The 17891-nt window shown below is 70.9% G+C and carries 19 protein-coding genes; 7 read left to right on the forward strand and 12 right to left on the reverse strand.

What is annotated here, in order from left to right; genetic code table 11:
* Positions 1 to 119: 119 nt before the first annotated feature.
* Positions 120 to 1691, forward strand: coding sequence for an aromatic amino acid ammonia-lyase (locus tag AB0G47_RS18555; protein WP_360770646.1), 1572 nt, complete (start codon positions 120 to 122; stop codon positions 1689 to 1691).
* Positions 1688 to 2521: a MurR/RpiR family transcriptional regulator gene (locus AB0G47_RS18560; RefSeq protein ID WP_360770649.1), complete on the forward strand. Its 834-nt coding sequence runs from the start codon at positions 1688 to 1690 to the stop codon at positions 2519 to 2521. The genes AB0G47_RS18555 and AB0G47_RS18560 overlap by 4 nt, the downstream gene beginning before the upstream one ends.
* A gap of 25 nt (positions 2522 to 2546) precedes the next feature.
* Here AB0G47_RS18560 and AB0G47_RS18565 read toward each other — a convergent pair whose 3' ends face one another.
* The 4 genes from AB0G47_RS18565 to AB0G47_RS18580 all read right to left on the reverse strand — a co-directional run bounded on the left by AB0G47_RS18565 (position 2547) and on the right by AB0G47_RS18580 (position 4664).
* Positions 2547 to 2921, reverse strand: coding sequence for a hypothetical protein (locus AB0G47_RS18565; RefSeq protein ID WP_360770652.1), 375 nt, complete (start codon positions 2919 to 2921; stop codon positions 2547 to 2549).
* A gap of 75 nt (positions 2922 to 2996) precedes the next feature.
* A complete protein-coding gene (locus AB0G47_RS18570) occupies positions 2997 to 3407 on the reverse strand; it encodes a roadblock/LC7 domain-containing protein (RefSeq protein WP_266866146.1) in 411 nt (136 codons plus the stop codon).
* 82 nt (positions 3408 to 3489) lie between these two features.
* Positions 3490 to 4221: a transcriptional regulator gene (locus tag AB0G47_RS18575; RefSeq protein WP_360770869.1), complete on the reverse strand. Its 732-nt coding sequence runs from the start codon at positions 4219 to 4221 to the stop codon at positions 3490 to 3492.
* A gap of 35 nt (positions 4222 to 4256) precedes the next feature.
* Positions 4257 to 4664, reverse strand: a complete 408-nt coding sequence (locus AB0G47_RS18580; protein WP_360770655.1) for a hypothetical protein — start codon at positions 4662 to 4664, stop codon at positions 4257 to 4259.
* Positions 4665 to 4984: 320 nt separating this feature from the next.
* On the opposite strand from AB0G47_RS18580, the gene AB0G47_RS18585 reads away from it, so the two are divergent.
* The gene (locus AB0G47_RS18585; protein ID WP_360770659.1) at positions 4985 to 5575 is read left to right on the forward strand and encodes a hypothetical protein; all 591 of its coding nucleotides are present in this window, start codon (positions 4985 to 4987) and stop codon (positions 5573 to 5575) included.
* Here the strand turns inward: AB0G47_RS18585 and AB0G47_RS18590 are convergent, their stop codons facing one another.
* Both AB0G47_RS18590 and AB0G47_RS18595 read right to left on the reverse strand, forming a co-directional pair.
* Positions 5576 to 6946 (reverse strand): APC family permease, encoded by a 1371-nt coding sequence (locus AB0G47_RS18590; protein WP_360770662.1) that lies wholly within the window; start codon positions 6944 to 6946, stop codon positions 5576 to 5578.
* Positions 6947 to 7063: 117 nt separating this feature from the next.
* Positions 7064 to 8485 (reverse strand): diaminopimelate decarboxylase, encoded by a 1422-nt coding sequence (locus tag AB0G47_RS18595; protein WP_360770665.1) that lies wholly within the window; start codon positions 8483 to 8485, stop codon positions 7064 to 7066.
* Positions 8486 to 8624: 139 nt separating this feature from the next.
* Between AB0G47_RS18595 and hutU the strand changes: the two genes are divergently transcribed.
* The 4 genes from hutU to hutI all read left to right on the forward strand — a co-directional run bounded on the left by hutU (position 8625) and on the right by hutI (position 14243).
* Positions 8625 to 10289, forward strand: coding sequence for a urocanate hydratase (gene hutU, locus AB0G47_RS18600; RefSeq protein ID WP_360770668.1), 1665 nt, complete (start codon positions 8625 to 8627; stop codon positions 10287 to 10289).
* A gap of 17 nt (positions 10290 to 10306) precedes the next feature.
* The gene (locus AB0G47_RS18605; RefSeq protein WP_360770872.1) at positions 10307 to 11509 is read left to right on the forward strand and encodes an allantoate amidohydrolase; all 1203 of its coding nucleotides are present in this window, start codon (positions 10307 to 10309) and stop codon (positions 11507 to 11509) included.
* Positions 11500 to 12852, forward strand: a complete 1353-nt coding sequence (locus AB0G47_RS18610; protein WP_360770671.1) for a formimidoylglutamate deiminase — start codon at positions 11500 to 11502, stop codon at positions 12850 to 12852. Before AB0G47_RS18605 ends, AB0G47_RS18610 begins: the two co-directional genes overlap by 10 nt.
* Positions 12853 to 13067: 215 nt before the next feature.
* A complete protein-coding gene (gene hutI / locus AB0G47_RS18615) occupies positions 13068 to 14243 on the forward strand; it encodes an imidazolonepropionase (RefSeq protein ID WP_360770673.1) in 1176 nt (391 codons plus the stop codon).
* On the opposite strand, the gene AB0G47_RS18620 is transcribed toward hutI, so the two are convergent.
* From AB0G47_RS18620 to AB0G47_RS18645, 6 genes are all read right to left on the reverse strand, one after another.
* Entirely contained in the window at positions 14206 to 14712 is a 507-nt protein-coding gene (locus tag AB0G47_RS18620; protein ID WP_360770676.1) for a hypothetical protein, read from the reverse strand. The two genes, hutI and AB0G47_RS18620, sit on opposite strands and share 38 nt — an antisense overlap.
* A gap of 94 nt (positions 14713 to 14806) precedes the next feature.
* On the reverse strand, positions 14807 to 15043 hold the full coding sequence (locus tag AB0G47_RS18625) for a DUF397 domain-containing protein (protein WP_360770680.1): 237 nt from the start codon (positions 15041 to 15043) through the stop codon (positions 14807 to 14809).
* Between the two features lie 63 nt (positions 15044 to 15106).
* Positions 15107 to 15979 carry a helix-turn-helix transcriptional regulator gene (locus tag AB0G47_RS18630; RefSeq protein WP_360770683.1) on the reverse strand — a complete coding sequence of 291 codons (873 nt, stop codon included), beginning with the start codon at positions 15977 to 15979 and terminating at the stop codon, positions 15107 to 15109.
* Positions 15948 to 16484, reverse strand: coding sequence for a DUF6879 family protein (locus tag AB0G47_RS18635; protein ID WP_360770686.1), 537 nt, complete (start codon positions 16482 to 16484; stop codon positions 15948 to 15950). The genes AB0G47_RS18630 and AB0G47_RS18635 overlap by 32 nt, the downstream gene beginning before the upstream one ends.
* A complete protein-coding gene (locus tag AB0G47_RS18640) occupies positions 16465 to 16665 on the reverse strand; it encodes a hypothetical protein (protein WP_360770875.1) in 201 nt (66 codons plus the stop codon). Before AB0G47_RS18640 ends, AB0G47_RS18635 begins: the two co-directional genes overlap by 20 nt.
* Before the next feature lie 263 nt (positions 16666 to 16928).
* Positions 16929 to 17873 carry a zinc-binding dehydrogenase gene (locus tag AB0G47_RS18645; RefSeq protein ID WP_360770689.1) on the reverse strand — a complete coding sequence of 315 codons (945 nt, stop codon included), beginning with the start codon at positions 17871 to 17873 and terminating at the stop codon, positions 16929 to 16931.
* Positions 17874 to 17891: the final 18 nt, after the last annotated feature.

Raw genomic sequence — 17891 nt, forward strand, 5'->3', positions numbered from 1 at the left:
CAGAGTTCTCGGTGACTGAATAGATTGTCAATAGCTTGTCCACGCCCCGGCGTAAATCGCTGGTTACGAGTGATCGCAGGGCAAGACGGAGCGTCCGGGTCGAGGAGGAATTGCGAGTGATGTCGTCTCATATCGCGGACAGGGCGACCGGAAGGGTGACCGACGACAGCGGCTCGGTCGTCGTCCTGGACGGCCGCGGGCTGATGGTCACAGATGTCGTACGCCTGGCCGAATCCACCGCAAAGCCCGTTCCGGCGACCGATGGGATGAAGCGCGCCGAGAGCTCCTGGAACGCCGCGAGGGAGATCGCGTCCTGGGGCCGCGTCTACGGCCGCTCCACCGGCGTGGGCGCCAACCGGAATGAGTCCGTGCCGACCGAGGCGGCCGCCGACCACGGCCTGCGGCTGCTGCGCAGCCATGCCGGAGCGATCGGCGACGAGCTGCCCGCACGGCAGGTCCGCGCGATGCTCGCGGTCCGCGCCAACCAGCTCCTTGCCGGCGGCGCGGGCCTGCGCCCGACCGTCGTCACGGCGCTCTGCGAGGCCCTGGAGACGGGCGCGTACCCGAAGGTCAATGAGTTCGGCTCGGTCGGGACCGGCGACATCGCGGCCCTCGCCCAGATGGGCCTCGCGCTCGCGGGCGAGCACCCCTGGCAGGGCACCGGGGCCGCCCCCGCCCCCCAGCCCCTCGACAACAACGACGCCCTCGCCCTGATCAGCAGCAACGCCCTCACCCTCGGCCAGTCCGCGCTCGCCCTGCACGAACTGCGCGGCCTGATCGCGGCCACGCAGGTGGTGGCGGCGCTCTCCCTGATGGCCGTCGACGGTTCGTACGAGGCGTACGCGCTGCCCGTCCACGAGGCGCGCCGCCACGCGGGTTCGTACGCGGTCGCGGAACGGATGCGCCTGATCCTCGGCGCACCGGACCGGCCGACCCCACCGCTCGGCCGCATCCAGGACCCGTACGGCTTCCGCTGCGTCCCGCAGATCCATGGCCCCGCGCACGACGCGGCGGACGCCCTTGAGGACGTCCTCGCGGTCGAGATCAACGCGGCCGCAGAGAACCCCCTGATCTCGCCGGACGACATGGCGGCGTACCACCACGGCGGCTTCTATCTGGCCCAACTCGCCCTGTCCCTGGACCACTTCAGGCTGGCGATGACACAGGCGGCACGCCTCTCCACGTCCCGCCTTTCGACCCTGAACGAACCGGCCTTCACCCGCCTGCGCCCCTTCCTCGCGGACGGCGAACCGGCATCGTCGGGCGTGATGATCCTTGAGTACGCGGCCGGGGCGGCCCTCGGTGACCTGCGGGCCTTCTCGGCGCCCGCGTCGCTCGGCCACGCCGTTCTCTCCCGCGGTGTCGAGGAGCAGGCCAGCTTCGCCTCGCTGGCGGCCCGCCAGACGCTGCGCGCGTGCGAGGCGTACCGACTGGTGGTGGGCTGCGAACTGGTCGCTGCCATAAGGGCGTTGCGCCAGCGCGACATGCGCTTGGACCCCGAACTGCCCGTCGGGCGGGCCTTCGAACTTGCGGACTCCGTCCTCGATGCGGAGCTTGCCGACCGCCCGCTGACGGATGATGTGACGGCGGCGGCCGGACTCCTTGACCGGTTCACCGAGTTGTGGGCGGGCCTGGGGGCCGGAGGCGGAACGGCCGTCGAGGGCCAGGGTGTTGTGAGGGGAACGGTATGAGTGACAGTCCTGCGGCACGGCTGCAAGTGCTCTTCGAGGGACACCGGCTTACGCCCACGCAGCGGCGCATCGCGCACTGCATGGTGCGAAGGGCGGCGGACGTCCCCTTCCTCTCCAGCGTCGAACTGGCGGAGCTCGCCGGGGTGAGCCAGCCCTCGGTGACGCGTTTCGCGGTGGCGCTCGGCTTCGACGGATACCCGGCGCTCCGCAGGCACCTGCGGGAACTGTCACCCGCGGAGGAGGCGGGCGAGTCCTCCCTCAACGAGTACCAGCAGGCGGTCGAGGCGGAGATCGCGAACCTGCGGCACCTGGCGGAGATCCTCGCGGACCCGGCACCGGTGGAGCGCGCGGGCCGGCTCCTGGCCGCGTCCCGCCCGCTCCCCGTACTCGGCCTGCGGGCCGCCGCGTCCCAGGCGTACGGCTTCGCGTACTTCGCCTCGAAGGTCCATCCGGACGTACGCCTCCTCGACGAGGGCGGCACGATGCTGGCCGACCGGATCGACGCGGCGGTACGTGCGGGCGCCTCGACGCTGCTGTGCTTCGCGCTGCCGAGGCATCCGCGGGAGGTGGTCGACGCGCTGGCCTACGCCCGGTCGGCGGGCCTGACCGTGGTGACGGTGGCCGACTCGGCGTTCGCCCCCGTGGCGGCCCACTCCACCCTCCTCCTCCCGGCGGCGGTGGGCACAGGCCTCGCCTTCGACACGGCCTGCGCCCCGATGCTCCTGGGCCGCGTCCTCCTTGAGGCGATGTGCGATGACCTCCCCGACGCCCAGGCCCGCCTGGAGGAGTTCGACACGAGGGCGGCGGCGCGCGGGCTCTTCGTGGAGTAGGCGCGGCGGCACGCCCCGAACGGTGTCAGACGTCCAGCCCCGACTCGATGCGCTTGAGCTGGTGCCGGGCCATGGCGAGGTTGGACCTTGCCTTGTCGAGGGCCACGTAGAGGAAGAGGCCGTTGTTGTTGCGCCCCTTGATCGGTCGGATGAGGTGGTACTGGGAGCCGAGCGTGATCAGGATGTCCTCGATCTCGTCCTTGAGCCCCAGGAGCTCCATCGCGCGCAGTTTGGCGCGCACCACGTCCGTGTTGCCGGCCGCGGCGACGGTCAGGTCCAGGTCCTTGCTGCCGCCGAGCGTGCCGAGGGCCATGCCGCTCGTGTAGTCGACGAGGGCGACGCCGATGACGCCCTCGATCGAGGTGGTCGTTTCCTTGAGTGCCGTCTCCGTGGTGGTCACGAGTGCCGCACTTCCTTTCCGTCTGGTGGATTTTCGAGGTGAGGAGGGGGACGAGGATGGTGTGGGGGACATGGGTCAGATTTCCTCCGCTCGGCCGGTGGCGGCGTCGCCCCGTCCGGCGGCGTCGACCAGCTCTCCGATGAGTGCGCTGGAACGGCGGGCTTCCAGGTGCAGCCGGCCCACGTTGACGCGGGGCTCGGCGAGCAGGGTCAGGACGGCCGATGAACCGGCCGCGTACGTGGCCACATAGCCCTGCTCACCGCGGATGAGCAGCTCCCGGAAGCCGCCCTGGTGCGTCGTGTCGGTCAGCCGCAGGGCCACCCCGAGCGCCGCAGCGGTGAGCGCGCAGACGCCCTCCACCTCGACGTCCGTGGCGTCCTGGGCCAGCACGAGCCCGTCGACGCTTGCGGTCAGGGCGCCCGTGAGCTGGGGGATCCGGGTCCGTAGTCGTTTCAGTTCGCCGAGTACGTCGGCTTCGGCAGCCATCAGCTGTCTCCTCCCGTGGCGCTTCCAGAGCGCGAAGAACTTCATGGGGACGGGGGCCGGGGCCGGTGTGCGGCGCGGAGACTCACAGGCTTGCCTCCAGGCCGTCACGGATCCGGCGCAGCAGGGCGATGTCCGGCTCGGCGCAGTCCTGTGGAGCCGGGGCGTGCGGGGCCGGGCCGGCCTGCCGCGGGGTCTCCACGAGCCCGGCGGCGGCCAGCCGCCTGACCTCGATCAGGGTGTGGAACGCCGGGCGGCCCAGGGCCCAGGCGATGGCCGTCGGGGTGCGGACGCCGTCGGCGAGCCGCAGCAGGGCGCGCTGCCGTCCGGTGACCGCCTGGCCCGGCGCGGGCGGGCGGGGCACCACGGGGGCGGTGTCGAGATCCGGGCAGGACCAGACGCTGTCCAGGAGCGCCCGACGCCGCCGGGTCTCCCGCTCCACGGCCTCGGCAGGCACCGGACGCACCCGGCCGAGCCAGTGCGCGACGCCGTAGCGGAACCGGGTGGGCCCGCTCGCCGGGCCGAGCACGAAGAACGCGGCGTCGAACAGCGCGCCCAGGTGGCACATCTCCAGCTCGCCCTCGGTCACCCGGCCGCTGTCGACGAGCTGCCGGCCCACCTCGTGCCGGGTCCCCGCAAGCGAGAGGGCCTCCTGCCAGCCCTGCGGGAGCAGCGCACCGCCGACCGTGAGCAGGACGTCGATGCCGGGTGCCGCGGAGCTCTCCGCGTGTACGACACGGCCCTCCGCCAGGTAGAGGGTGCCCTGGTCGCGCAGGAAGGCGCCGGTCGCCCGCTCGTCGGCCAGGCGCATCAGCATCGGGGAGGTGGCGGGCACGGCGGCCCGCGCGGTTCTCACACCAGCACCAGGCGCTGGGACAGGTCCCGCAGCCGCATCCGGGCGAGCGCGAGGTTGCCGGAGTGCCGGTCGAGCCAGAGGTACAGGAAGACGCTGCTGTCGAAGGTCGTCTCCACGAAGCGGATCACATGGAAGCCGTTCCTCGTGATGAGCATCAGATCCTCGACCTGGAGCCCCTCGCGGCCCGGTTGTTGGTCGAGAGCTCCGTCCCCGGGGGTGAACGCCCGGTACTCCGCCGCCGACCGCGCCACCTCGGCGGTCTCGGTGGCCGTCTCCTCGGGGTCGCCGTTCGGCGATGCGCCGACGGAACCGAGGGCGAGCCCGCTGGTCCAGTCGACGATCGCTGCACCGCGTGCGCCGGGCAGTGTCATGGCTTCGAGCAGACACTCGTCGATTCCGGGCACGCGGCCTCCCCTTCCCCAGGTGGAACCAGGTGGTCCCCACCACCCGGCCGGGCGGCGGTTGCCCTCGCCCGGCGGGGAGGAAGTTACGCAGCGAATCCCAAGTGCCGTACGGAATGGGCATTTCCCACGTGAACATGCCCGAGCCCGACGCGATCGGTTCCGTGCGCGCTTCGGGAAGGCCCATGAGTGACCGGATGTAACGCGCACATGATCCGGCGCCTCTCACGGTCCCTTCACGCCTCTCACGGTCCCTTCAGATTGCCCCGCTAGCCTGCGCCGCCGAAGGGGTGGAGCAGAGCGGCGGCGAAGGAGGCAGGACCGTGGGACGCGGTGGGCAGGGGCTGGTCAGGGTGCCGGTGGTCGTACGGGCGGGGGCCGCCCCGCTGTGGTGGCTCGGCGTGGTCGCCGCGGGCGTGGGTGCACTGCCGGGCGGGCTCACCGGGCGGCGCATCGGGGTGCTCACCGGAGCGGCTCTGTGGATCCTCGTGGCCGCCGCGACCGCGTGCTCCCGCAGGAAGCGCTACACCGCCCTCGCCCGCGAAGCGACCCGCGCCGCCAAGTACGACGTCCTCCAGGACCGCGCCGTCACCGTACGCAACTGGCGTCGCGCGCACCTCTGGTGGCTGGCCGCAGGCTTCCTGGCCGCGCTTGGCGGCGCCTTCGTGGTGCCCGCCGCGGCCGGAATGGCCATGGCGGGCGCGGGAGTCGGGCTCTGGATCAAGGCCGCCTGGCTCGGGCGCCGCGAGCGGGACGGCGACGTGCTCCTGTGGGTGCGCGTCGACTGGCTAGGCCGCCGGGCCGGATCCCCCGCGGGCAAGGCGGTGAAGGGTTACCGCTCCACCGGCCTCGCCGCGGGAGACGCCGCCCCCGGCGGCGCGCGCCGCCGCCCGCAGCAGCGGGTGGCCGCCTGATCAGTCCTCGCCCCGCGCCTTCATCACCGCCTTGTTGACCACCCAGAGGCCGACCCCGATGGCGACGAGGATGCCCGCCCGGATGTAGACCTCCGCCGGGCGGTCCGCCAGCGGGCTCGCCAGGATCAGCGCGGTGATCGCCCCGATCACGGGCAGCACCGTCGGCGTACGGAAGTGCTCGTGGTCCACGGGGTCGCGGCGCAGTACGAGCACCGATACGTTGACCACCGCGAAGACGCAGAGGAGCAGGAACGCCGTCGTGTCGCCCAAGCCCTCGATCTCGCCCGTCGATACCAGGCCGATCGCGAGGAGCGAGACGAAGACGATGCCGACCACCGGCGTGCGGCGGCGGGCCAGGACGCGGCCCATCGCGCGCGGCAGGATGCGTTCGTTGGCCATGCCGTAGCAGAGCCGAGAGGCCATCATGATGTTGATGAGCGCGGAGTTGGTGACCGCGAACAGGGCGATCAGCGCGAAGAGTTTGTGCGGGAAGTCGATGCCGCCCGCCTTGACGACTTCGAGCAGCGGGCCGCTGGAGCCTTCCAGGACCTTGTAGTCCACGAGCAGCGAGGACACCAGCGCCACCAGGACATAGATCGTGCCCGTCACCGCGACCCCTATGAAGATGGCGCGGGGGAAGGTGCGCACGGGATCCTTCGTCTCCTCGGCCATGTTCACCGAGTCCTCGAAGCCGACGAAGGCGAAGAAGCCGAGCGCGGTCGCGCCGAGCACGCCCGTCAGGAGCGCGTAGCCCGTGCCGCCGCTGGGGGATTCGAAGTCGGTGAGGCGGCCGGGGTCCCCGTCGCCGCTCAGGACCGCGTACGCGCCGATGGCGAGGATGATCGTCAGGCCCGTCAGCTCGACGAGCGTGAGGACCACGTTCGTCTTGACCGACTCGGAGACCCCGCGCAGGTTCAGCGCCGCGAGCGCCAGGATGAAGAGGATCGCGATCAGCGTCGGCGGGAGCGCGTTGCTCGTCAGCTCGCTCAGATAGTCGCCGCTGAAGGCACGGGCCGCGGCGCTCGCCGACGCCAGGCCCGAGCACATCACCATGAACGCGATGATGAAGGTGAGGAACGGCGTCTTGAACGCCTTCTGGGTGTAGAGGGCCGCGCCCGCCGCCTTCGGATACTTGCCGACCAGCTCGACGTACGAAGCAGCCGTCAGGATCGCCACGACGAACCCGATCGCGAACGGCAGCCACAGCGCGCCGCCGACCTTTCCCGCGACCTTGCCTGTGGTGGCGTAGATGCCGGTGCCGAGGATGTCGCCGATCACGAAGAGGATCAGGAGCTTGGGGCCGATCGCGCGGTTGAGCGAGGGCTCTTCGGCCGGTGGTGGTGCGGTGATGGGTTTGCCGGATGTCGTCACAGGTGCCTCCCCCGAGACCGGGACCGAGTTACGGGCCTGGAGGGAGGATTTGCCCGTGATCCACGTCACTATGCGGGAGTTGAGGAACCTCAGAGCCTTCGAGGGGGGCGTGCAGGCTCAGAGGCGGCGCAGAGCCTCCCGCGCGATGCCGCCGCCCGCCTCCGCCACGATCTCGTCGAGCGTCTGCGGCTCGCGCACGGCGGCGAATCGCACCTCGTCGGCGTGCGTCGAGAAGCCGTAAATGCCGGGCCTGGCAAGGCTGTTGTACGAGTAGTGGTGCGCGAAGTAGTACGCGCCGGTGTCGAGCGCCGCGGCGTAGTCGCCCTGTTCGAGCAGGGGGAGCGGGCGGTTCTCGGCGAGCAGGTCGCCCGCGAAGCAGGCCGGGCCCGCGATGTCCTGGCCCACCGGAGGGCCGCTCTTGGGGCGGCCCTTCGCGTCGTACGCGGCGATCCGCAGCGGCCAGGACGCGGGGGCGTACACCGTGCGCGTCGCGACCTGAACGCCCGCGTGCGTCACCGCGATCGGCCGGGCGCCCGCCGACTTGGCGTACTCGACGCGGGCGAGGATCGTGCCGTGCTTGGCGAGCAGCGAGCGGCCGAACTCGGTGACCAGGCCGTACCGCCCGTCGAGCAGCCCCGGCACGCGGGACTTGAGGCGGCGCGCGTACTGCGCGTGGGTCGGACTCTCCTCGTCCGAACCGAAGTTGACGGGCAGTCCGCCGCCGATGTCGATCGTGTCGATCTGCCGCCGTCCGGCGCGTTCGTTGATCTCCTCGGCCAGTTCGTACGTCGCCGCCACGCCCCGCACCATCAGTTCCAGGGGCAGTCCCTGCGAGCCGGAGTGGGCGTGCAGGCGGGTCAGCCAAGGGCGGTCGAGGTACGCCTGGACGATCCACTCGCGGGCGCCCTCGTCGCGCAGGCCGACGCCGAACTTCGAGGTCGCCGTCGCCGTCGAGAGTGCGCCGATGGAGCCGCCGCCGATCTGCGGGTTCACCCGCAGGCCGATGGGGGAGCGGGTGGGCGCCGACTGGGTCATCGCGTCGATGCGGGCGAGCTCCTGCGGATTGTCCGCGTTCACGGCGATGCCGAGCGCCAGGGCCTCGCGCAGCTCGGCCGGGGTCTTGGCCGGCGAGTCGAGGACCGTGTGCGCGGGCGGCACGCCGGCGGCCCGCGCGATCGCCAGCTCGCCGGGGCTCGCCACCTCGGCGCCGATGCCCGCGTCGCGAAGGAGGTGCAGGACGGGCACCAGGGGCGATGCCTTCACCGCGAAGGCGTGCAGGACGGGGGTGCCGTCCGGGGTGACCGCGTCGAAGGCGGCGCGCAGGGCGGCGGCGGATGCGCGGATGCCGGTGATGTCGAGCAGCCCCGCGACGGGGGCGGCGGGCCCGACGAGCCCCTGCTCGACGGCGGCGCGGACGGCCTGGTCGCGGCGGGCGGCGGACTCGGCCGCCGGATCCACCGCCGTGAGGCGTCGTGTCGGGGTTTCCGGGCCGCCGCCCGCCCCGGATGCGTGTGCGGTCTCCGCGCCCTGATCGCTCATGCGTTCAAGCCAATCACCCGCGGCGCGGTCCCGCTGCCCTGTCAATGTATTGACTAGCTCTATTCAACGTCGCAGGATGTGAATAACAAGGTCACAGCAGCGCACCACCGGCAGTACTTCACGCGAGGAGGCAATCGCCATGTCAGGACCCCGCCCCGTACGGGCACCGCGCGGTACGGAACTGAGCGCCCTGGGATGGCAGCAGGAAGCCGCCCTGCGCATGCTGCAGAACAACCTCGACCCCGAGGTCGCCGAGCACCCCGACAAGCTCGTCGTCTACGGCGGCACCGGCAAGGCGGCCCGCGACTGGCGCTCCTTCGACGCCATGGTGCGTACGCTGCGGACCCTCAAGCAGGACGAGACGATGCTCGTCCAGTCCGGCCGCCCGGTCGGCGTCATGCAGACCCACGAGTGGGCGCCGCGCGTGCTCATCGCCAACTCCAACCTGGTCGGCGACTGGGCGAACTGGGAGGAGTTCCGCCGCCTTGAGCAGCTGGGCCTGACCATGTACGGCCAGATGACCGCGGGCTCCTGGATCTACATCGGCACGCAGGGCATCCTCCAGGGCACGTACGAGACGTTCGCCGCCGTCGCCGCGAAGAAGTTCAACGGGACGCTGGCCGGGACGATCACGCTGACGGCCGGGCTCGGCGGCATGGGCGGCGCCCAGCCGCTCGCCGTGACGATGAACGACGGCGTCGCGATCTGTGTCGACGTCGACCCGCGCGCCATCGAGCGCCGCATCGAGCACAAGTACCTCGATGTGAAGGCCGACTCGCTGCAGCACGCCCTGCAGCTGGCCGTCGAGGCGCGCGACGCCCGCCGCCCCCTCTCCATCGGCCTGCTCGGCAACGCGGCCGAGCTGCTCCCGCAGATGCTCGCCGAGGGCGCGCCCATCGACATCGTGACGGACCAGACCTCGGCCCACGACCCGCTGTCGTACCTTCCCGTCGGTGTCGAGTTCGACGACATGCAGTCGTACGCCACGAAGGACCCGGCGGGCTTCACCACCCGCGCCCGTGAGTCCATGGCCAAGCACGTCGAGGCGATGGTCGGCTTCATGGACGCGGGCGCCGAGGTCTTCGACTACGGCAACTCGATCCGCGGCGAGGCCCAACTGGCCGGCTACGACCGTGCGTTCGCCTTCCCGGGCTTCGTCCCCGCCTACATCCGCCCGCTCTTCTGCGAGGGCAAGGGCCCGTTCCGTTGGGCGGCGCTCTCCGGCGAGGCGTCCGACATCCACAAGACGGACAAGGCGATCCTCGACCTCTTCCCGGAGAACGAGTCGCTGCACCGCTGGATCAAGATGGCCGGCGAGCGCGTCCACTTCCAGGGCCTCCCGGCGCGTATCTGCTGGCTCGGCCAGGGCGAGCGCGACAAGGCGGGCGACATGTTCAACGACATGGTCGGCAACGGCACCCTCGCCGCCCCGCTCGCGATCGGCCGCGACCACCTGGACTGCGGCTCGGTGGCCTCCCCGTACCGCGAGACGGAGGCCATGCTCGACGGCTCCGACGCGATCGCCGACTGGCCGCTCCTGAACGCCATGGTGAACGTCGCTTCGGGCGCCTCCTGGGTCTCCATCCACCACGGCGGCGGCGTCGGCATGGGCCGCTCCATCCACGCGGGCCAGGTCTCGGTCGCCGACGGCACCAAGCTGGCGGGCGAGAAGATCCGCCGCGTCCTGACGAACGACCCCGGCATGGGCGTCATCCGGCACGTGGACGCGGGCTACGACATCGCGGAGTCGGTGGCGGCGGAGAAGGGCGTTCGAGTTCCCATGCGCGAGGAAGGCACCGCGTGAGCGACACGTTCCACGCCATGTGGCGTTCGCTGCGGCCCATCGGCCGCAGCGACGCCTCGGGCGGCTACCGCCGCTACGCCTGGACCGGCGCGGACGCCGAGTGCCGCCTCTGGTTCCAGGCGCAGGCGGAGGCGCGGGGCCTCGACTACGAGGTCGACCGCAACGGCAACCAGTGGGCCTGGCTCGGTGACCCGTCCCGTGGCGACGCGGTCGTCACCGGCTCGCACCTGGACTCCGTCCCGGACGGCGGTGCCTTCGACGGCCCGCTCGGGGTCGTCTCCGCCTTCGCGGCGCTCGACGAACTCCGCGCACGGAAGGTGGCATTCCGCCGCCCCCTCGCCATCACCAACTTCGGCGACGAGGAGGGCGCCCGCTTCGGCCTGGCCTGCGTGGGCTCGCGCCTGACGGCGGGCAAGCTGACCGCGGAGGCCGCGCACCGCCTGACGGACGCCGACGGAGTCACGCTCCCGCAGGCGATGGAGGCGGCGGGCTACGACCCGTCGGCGATCGGCCCGGACCCCGAACGCCTCGCCCGCATCGGCGCGTTCGTGGAACTGCACGTGGAACAGGGCCGCGCCCTCGACCTCTCCGGCGACCCCGTGGGCATCGCGTCCGCCATCTGGCCGCACGGCCGCTGGCGCTTCGACTTCAGGGGCGAGGCCAACCACGCGGGCACCACCCGCCTGGTGGACCGCCGCGACCCGATGCTGACGTACGCGGAGACGGTCCTCGCGGCCCGCAGGGAGGCCGAACTGGCGGGCGCGGTGGCGACGTTCGGCAAGATCTCGGTGGAGCCGAACGGCGTGAACGCGATCCCGTCGCTGGTGCGGGGCTGGCTGGACTCACGGGCCGCGGACCAGCAGTCCCTTGACACGGTCGTCACGGGCATCGAGAAGGCCGCCCGCGAGTACGCGGACCGGCACGGCATCGACCTCGACGTCGTACGCGAGTCCTTCACGCCGGTGGTGGAATTCGAGGACGCGCTGCGGGACGAGCTGGCCACGATCCTGGGCGCCGGCGCGGACCAGCCGATCCCCGTCCTGGGAACGGGCGCCGGACACGACGCGGGCATTTTGTCCGAGTCGATCCCCACCGCCATGCTGTTCGTACGGAACCCCACGGGCATCTCGCACTCCCCGGCCGAGTTCGCCGCCGAGGACGACTGCGTGGCCGGGGTGACCGCACTGGCCGACGTACTGGAAGGGCTGGCGTGCAGGTGACGACGTACTGGCTGGAGCAGGCCTGGCTGGACACGAATGTCGAGCCGGGGGTCGCGGTCGACGTGGAGGGCGACCGGATCACGGCCGTCCGCAAGGGGGTCGATTCACCCCCGCCGGGCGCGACGGTGCTGCGCGGCCTGACGCTCCCGGGATTGGCAAACGCCCACTCGCACGCCTTCCACCGGGCGCTGCGCGGCACGGTCCAGGTCGGCTCCGGCACGTTCTGGACGTGGCGGGAGGTCATGTACTCGGTGGCGGACCGCCTGACGCCCGAGACGTACCACGCGCTGGCGCGGGCGGTGTACGCGGAGATGGCCCTGGCGGGCATCACGACGGTGGGCGAGTTCCACTACTTGCACCACGGGCCGGGAGGCACCCCGTACTCCGACCCCAACGCGATGGGGGAGGCGCTGATCCAGGCGGCGGCAGACGCGGGCATCCGCATCACGCTCCTGGACACGGCGTACGTGGCGTCGGGCCTGCTGACGGAGTCGCGGGGCGAGCCCCCGAACCGCCACCAGCTCCGCTTCTCCGACGGCACGGCGGAGGCGTGGGCGGAACGGGCGTCGGCGCTCAAGGACCGCGACCACGCACGCATCGGAGCGGCGATCCACTCCGTACGGGCAGTCCCGGCACGCCAGTTGGGAGTGGTGGCGGAGTGGGCCTCGTCCCGCAAGGCCCCCCTCCACGTCCACCTCTCCGAGCAGACGGCGGAGAACGAGGCGTGCCTGGCGGTGCACGGCCGCACTCCCACGCAACTCCTCTCGGAGCACGGGGTGCTGGGCCCCCGCACGACGGGCGTCCACAACACCCACCTCACGGACGGGGACATCGCGCTGCTCGGCGGTTCCTCGACGGGTACGTGCATGTGCCCGACGACGGAACGCGACCTGGCGGACGGCATCGGCCCGGCGGTCAGACTTCAGCAGGCAGGCAGCCCTCTCTCCCTGGGCAGCGACAGTCACGCGGTGATCGACATCCTCGAAGAGGCGCGGGCGATGGAACTGAACGAGCGCCTGCGCTCGCACACGCGGGGCCACTGGACGGCGGCGGCGCTGCTTCGCGCGGCGACGGCGGACGGGCATGCGGCGCTTGGCTGGGCGGACGCGGGGGTCATCGTGCCGGGTGCGCTCGCGGACCTCACCACGATCGCCCTGGACTCGGTCCGCACGGCGGGCCCGCTGCCGCGCCTGGCGGCGGAGACGGCGGTCTTCGCGGCGTCCGCCGCGGACGTGCGCCATACCGTGGCCGGGGGCCGTCATGTCGTACGGGACGGGTCCCATGCCCTGGTGGACGACGTGCCGGGGGCGCTGGCGGAGGCGGTGTCGGCGCTGCGAGATTGACGCCGGACTGAACCGCCGCTTCGCGGCGGATGTTTCCCGCCCGCCCACCCGATACCCCGCAGCCATTTCAGCCCGTCCGGCGTTTGAGGACGAACTCGGCGGAGCCGGTGATGACGGTACGTACACGGCCGGCGGAGCCGGAAAGTTCGGGAAGGGGCGGGATCGGGGAAAGGAAACCGCTCGGACCTCAGCCCCCCCCACCCACGGAGACCCACATGGCCACCACCACCCTCATCACCAACATCGCCAGCCTCGTCACCAACGACCCGTCCCAGGGCGACGGCAGTCCTCTGGGCCTGATCCAGGACGCCGCCGTCGTACTGGACGGCGAGACAGTGGCCTGGGTCGGCCCCGCCGCAAAGGCCCCGGCGGCAGACGAGACCCACGACGCCCAGGGGAAGGCAGCGATCCCCGGCTTTGTCGACTCCCACTCCCACCTCGTCTTCGCGGGCGACCGCACCCAGGAGTTCAACGCCCGCATGTCGGGTCGCGCGTACTCGGCGGGCGGCATCCGCACGACGGTGGCGGCGACCCGCGCGGCGACGGACGCCGAGCTGGAGGCGAACCTCACGCACTACTTGGCGGAGGCCCTCCGCCAGGGCACGACGACGTTCGAGACGAAGTCGGGCTACGGCCTGAACACCGAGGACGAGTCCCGAGCCCTACGCATCGCGTCCCGCCACACGGACGAGGTCACGTACATGGGCGCGCACATCGTCTCCCCGGACTACGCCGAGGACCCGGCGGCGTACGTCGAACTGGTCACGGGCGAGATGCTGGAAGCCTGCGCCCCCCACGCCCGCTGGATCGACGTCTTCTGCGAGAAGGGCGCGTTCGACGGCGACCAGGCCCGCACGATCCTGACGGCGGGCAAGGCACGCGGCCTGCACCCCCGCATCCACGCGAACCAGCTCTCGTACGGCCCGGGAGTCCAACTGGCGGTAGAACTGGACGCCGCATCGGCGGACCACTGCACACACCTGACGGACGCGGACGTCGACGCCCTGGCGAACAGCAACACGGTGGCGACACTCCTCCCGGGCGCGGAGTTCTCCACCCGCGCCGAGTGGCCGGACGCCCGCCGCCTCCTGGAAGCGGGCGCGACGGTGGCCCTCTCCACGGACTGCAACCCGGGCTCGTCCTTCACGTCCTCGGTCCCCTTCTGCATCGCCCTGGCGGTACGGGACATGGGCATGACCCCGGACGAGGCGATCTGGTCGGCAACGGCGGGCGGCGCGGCGGCCCTGCGCCGCACGGACATCGGCGTACTCCGCGAGGGCGCCCGCGCCGACCTGGCCCTCCTCGACGCCCCGAGCCACGTCCACCTGGCCTACCGGCCGGGGGTTCCGCTGGTCAGGGAGGTGTGGCGGCGGGGGGTTTGCGTCGGCTGACGCCTGTTGCGGGGCAGGGCAGTTCGGGCAGGGAGCGGTTCGGGGAGCAGCACACCAGGGCGACGGACAGGAAGGAGGGCCGTTCCAGATAGCAGCCGTGTGCGACATCCCCACCCCAACCGAGCCGTTCGACAGCGGAGTCGACGAGTATCGCGAGGCGTGCCCCCTCCCGCCCGCCCTCGGAGTCGAACCGAGCCGCGTACTCGGCCACCCGCTCCCCGAGCCAGTCCGCGGCTTCCTTCGGCTCCTCCCACGTACCCCGGATGAGCTTCTCCGGCTTGATCAGCCAGTACGCCGTTTCCAGCGGCGGCAGGTCAATGACGGGGAACTCCGCCTTCACCTCCCGGTGGCGCTGGACCAGCTCGGGCCGGCTGCCGTCCGGGGGCGGGTGTAGGGGCGGAGGCCGACGCAGGGCCTCGTCGTCGAAGCGTTGCTTGGGTCCGGTCCACAGATAACCGTGGTGGTGCAACTGTCGTCCCGTTCAGGGGAGTAGGGAGCGGGGCCTCCGGCAGGTCTCTGCCCTGTCGGAGAGAGCGGAGCCCAACCGGAGGCCGCGCGGGCGGTCAGGCGGAGAGCCCGAACCTCGCCGGGTCGATACCGGCCGCGTCCAACTCGGCTGTGGTGAAGCGCAACGGCGTGACGTCGGGCCGCTTGCTGTCACCCACCGCCCAAGCGTCCTCGCCGATCTTGGAGAGGGTCACGCACGATTCGCCGTCCGGGTGCGTGTTGCCTCCACATGCCTTGCTGAACACGGCGGCCTCGGAGATGGGGAGGCCGTACAGGTCAGTTCTGTTCTGCATAGCTGCACCTTCCTGCTCAATTGGTGAAGCCATCATTGCGCCCCAACAGGGAAATGTAGAGCGCTAGTTACGTTGACGCATAAAGCCTTCAGCGGTATCGGCCAGAAAGGCTGAAGCGTCATCGCCGGTGAGGGCATGAGACCAGAACAGGTCGAACAGACTCAGGTGCTGGGATATATCCCTCGGGTCACGCAATACGACTTCCCCGGAGAACAGTTCGACCGTCACAAGGCGGTCGTCGTAGACGACGAAGATGTTCATCGGCGTACCGGGAACCTGCACTCCTTGCGGGACTATCCCAATCTCGACGTTGGGCTTCCTGTTGACCTTTGCCATGTGCGCACACTGTGCTGCCATGGCTCCGGCGCTCGCCCGTCGCCATTTCACGGCCTGTTCGGTCATCAGGAACCAGAACGAGCGTGACGTGTCGTCCAAGATGGCCTGGCGGTCCATGCGGGCCTGCACTGCCCTGAGGACGTCCCTGGCAGGATCGCTGTCCACCGTGGGTGACAGCGTCTCGACGGCGTACTCGCGAACGTGCAGGAGGCCGGTAGGGATGGCGGGCAGGAAGTGCCGCATCACCCGCGAGGAAGACTCAAGTGCCTTCAGCTCGGCTTGCTTGTGGTAGAGGCCAACACGCGCATAAGCGCGCCAAGACGCGTAATCAACATTGGCCCTGCGCGCCAGCCGTAACAGCTCGTTGGAAACCTCGTCGGGTACGGCCAAAGCCCTGAGGATTCGCTCAACGTCAATGACCGTGGGCAGCGCGCGGCCAGTCTCGATGCGGCTGATCTTTGTCTGGCTCATGTTGCAGCGGAGCGCCAGGCGCTCACCGCTGAGGCCGGAAGCGCGGCGGAGACCTCGAAGGGCCTCCGCCAAATCCTTCCGTTCCCGTGCTTGCGTCTCAGGTTCGATAGGCACTGAACGGTACGGCACTTTCCAGGGCGAGATCCCGCCACGCGAGATACTTACCCATGTCTGGGTCTTGGATCAGCTCGCGGTTGATTTGCGTTCCGTCGGAGCGGTAGTTGAGGTGTACGACCGTCGATTCGTCGAACATCCAGAAATCCTGTTCAGGAAGTCCAGGGTTCGGTCGGTCGGTCACATCAACCATTTGGTAGTCCTCCCCGGCTGCAACATTTCCGGGGATGCACCACTCGAACAGATACCGGCTGTACGGTGTGAGCGGTCGGCGCACGATCTTGGCGCGTGTCATCGTCCGCCCGGCCGCCGCATGCTCTCTGATCGTCCGATGCCACGACGCGTTGAATCCCTCGGGCCTCTGGGATCCTGCAAGGAAGTCGCGGAGGGTCTCAGCCTCGGCGGGCATGGTGTACGTCTGGTGCACCTCGAGCCGGAAGGCGGAACGCTTGAAATCGCGGAAGTACGCCTGCCACGCGTCGCCGTCCAGCAGTACGGGGCTAGAGCCATCCACGGGCACGGGCCGCCTCCTTCAGGATGTCCTCCGGGATCAACACGACCGATTCGCCATCCGGCGTCGGGTGGGTCACGTCGTAGCCCTGAATCGCCAACATGCCGGGTTCCGGCGTCGCGTACACGGTCGGGCAGTCGCCGTTCCCGCACTTGTCGTCGTCGCTGGTGCACGGTCCACCAGCAATCATCCGCAGTTCGTCCACTGAGACCCCTCCGGTCTGTGTGGTCAGCAAGCTACGGATGGACATACCCCTGCCACAAGGGCGACCGCAGGCTAGTCACGTAGTCGCATAGAGCAGTGAGGACAAGTCACGGCAGAAGGTGACTTGACCAGCCCGTATATGCGTGTGGCGGGTGATCAGTGCATGACCCGGCAGCCGACTGCCGAGGGTCAGACGCCAAGGCCCGTCACCTACGGAAGACCGGCCGTGATCCACGGCATCGCGCTGCCCTAGAGGCCCGCCACGGGAATGTCCAGCACCGCCTTCCCCGCGACCTCCCGCCCCAGCAGCGCGGCCAGTGCCTCTCCCGTGCGGCCCCAGTCGTCGCGGCGGCCGATCTGGGGGTCCAGTTCGCCGCGGGCGACCAGCGACGCCAGCCACTCCAGGTCGGTGCCGAGGCCCTCCGCGTCGTCCATCAGGAAGAACGTCGTCACGGAGCGGTCGTGGCGGCCGCCGTCGCCGAAGAGCGCGCCGTACGGGAAGTCCTCCCCGGCTCCCGAGCTGTGGCCCATGGCCACCAGTGTTCCGTGCGGTGCCAACGCGTCGTACGCGGAGACCAGTTGAGGGCCGCCGACCACGTCGATCACCCCGTACACCGGCGCGATGTCCTTGAGGGCGTCGGCCGCCACGACCTCATGCGCGCCCAGGCTGATCAGTGCCTCTCTCTTGGCGGGGTCGCTCGTCGCCGCCACGACATGCGCGCCGCCGCGCGCCGCGAGCTGCACCGCGAACCGGCCGACGCCGCCACTCGCGCCCGTCACGAGGACCCGGCGCCCCAGGATGGGGCCGAGGCGCCGCAGCCCGCGCAGTGCCGACCCGGCGGCGACCGGCAGCGCGCTTGCCGCGCCGAGATCCGCGCCTTCGGGGATCGAACCCATCAAGTCCGCGTCCACGGCGCGGAGTTCGGCCCAGGCGCCCGCTGCCCCCAGCGTGACGACAGGCGTGCCGGTCGCGGGGCCCGAGCCGTCGGCAGCCGCCCGCACGACGACCCCCGCCGCGTCCCAGCCGGGGATCGTGCCCTCCTCGCCGTTCGGGACGACGAACGCCGCCTCCCCGTGGTTGACCGAGAAGGAGTGGATGCGGACAAGTGCCTGATGGGGGGTGGGTTTCGGGTCGGGGACCTCGCGGAGGGTGAGGCGGCCGGGGGCTGAGTGGTCGATCGTCAGTGCTCGCATGGCGAAGATAGTGCCACT

Source organism: Streptomyces sp. NPDC021622 (assembly GCF_040640795.1).
Classification (GTDB): domain Bacteria; phylum Actinomycetota; class Actinomycetes; order Streptomycetales; family Streptomycetaceae; genus Streptomyces.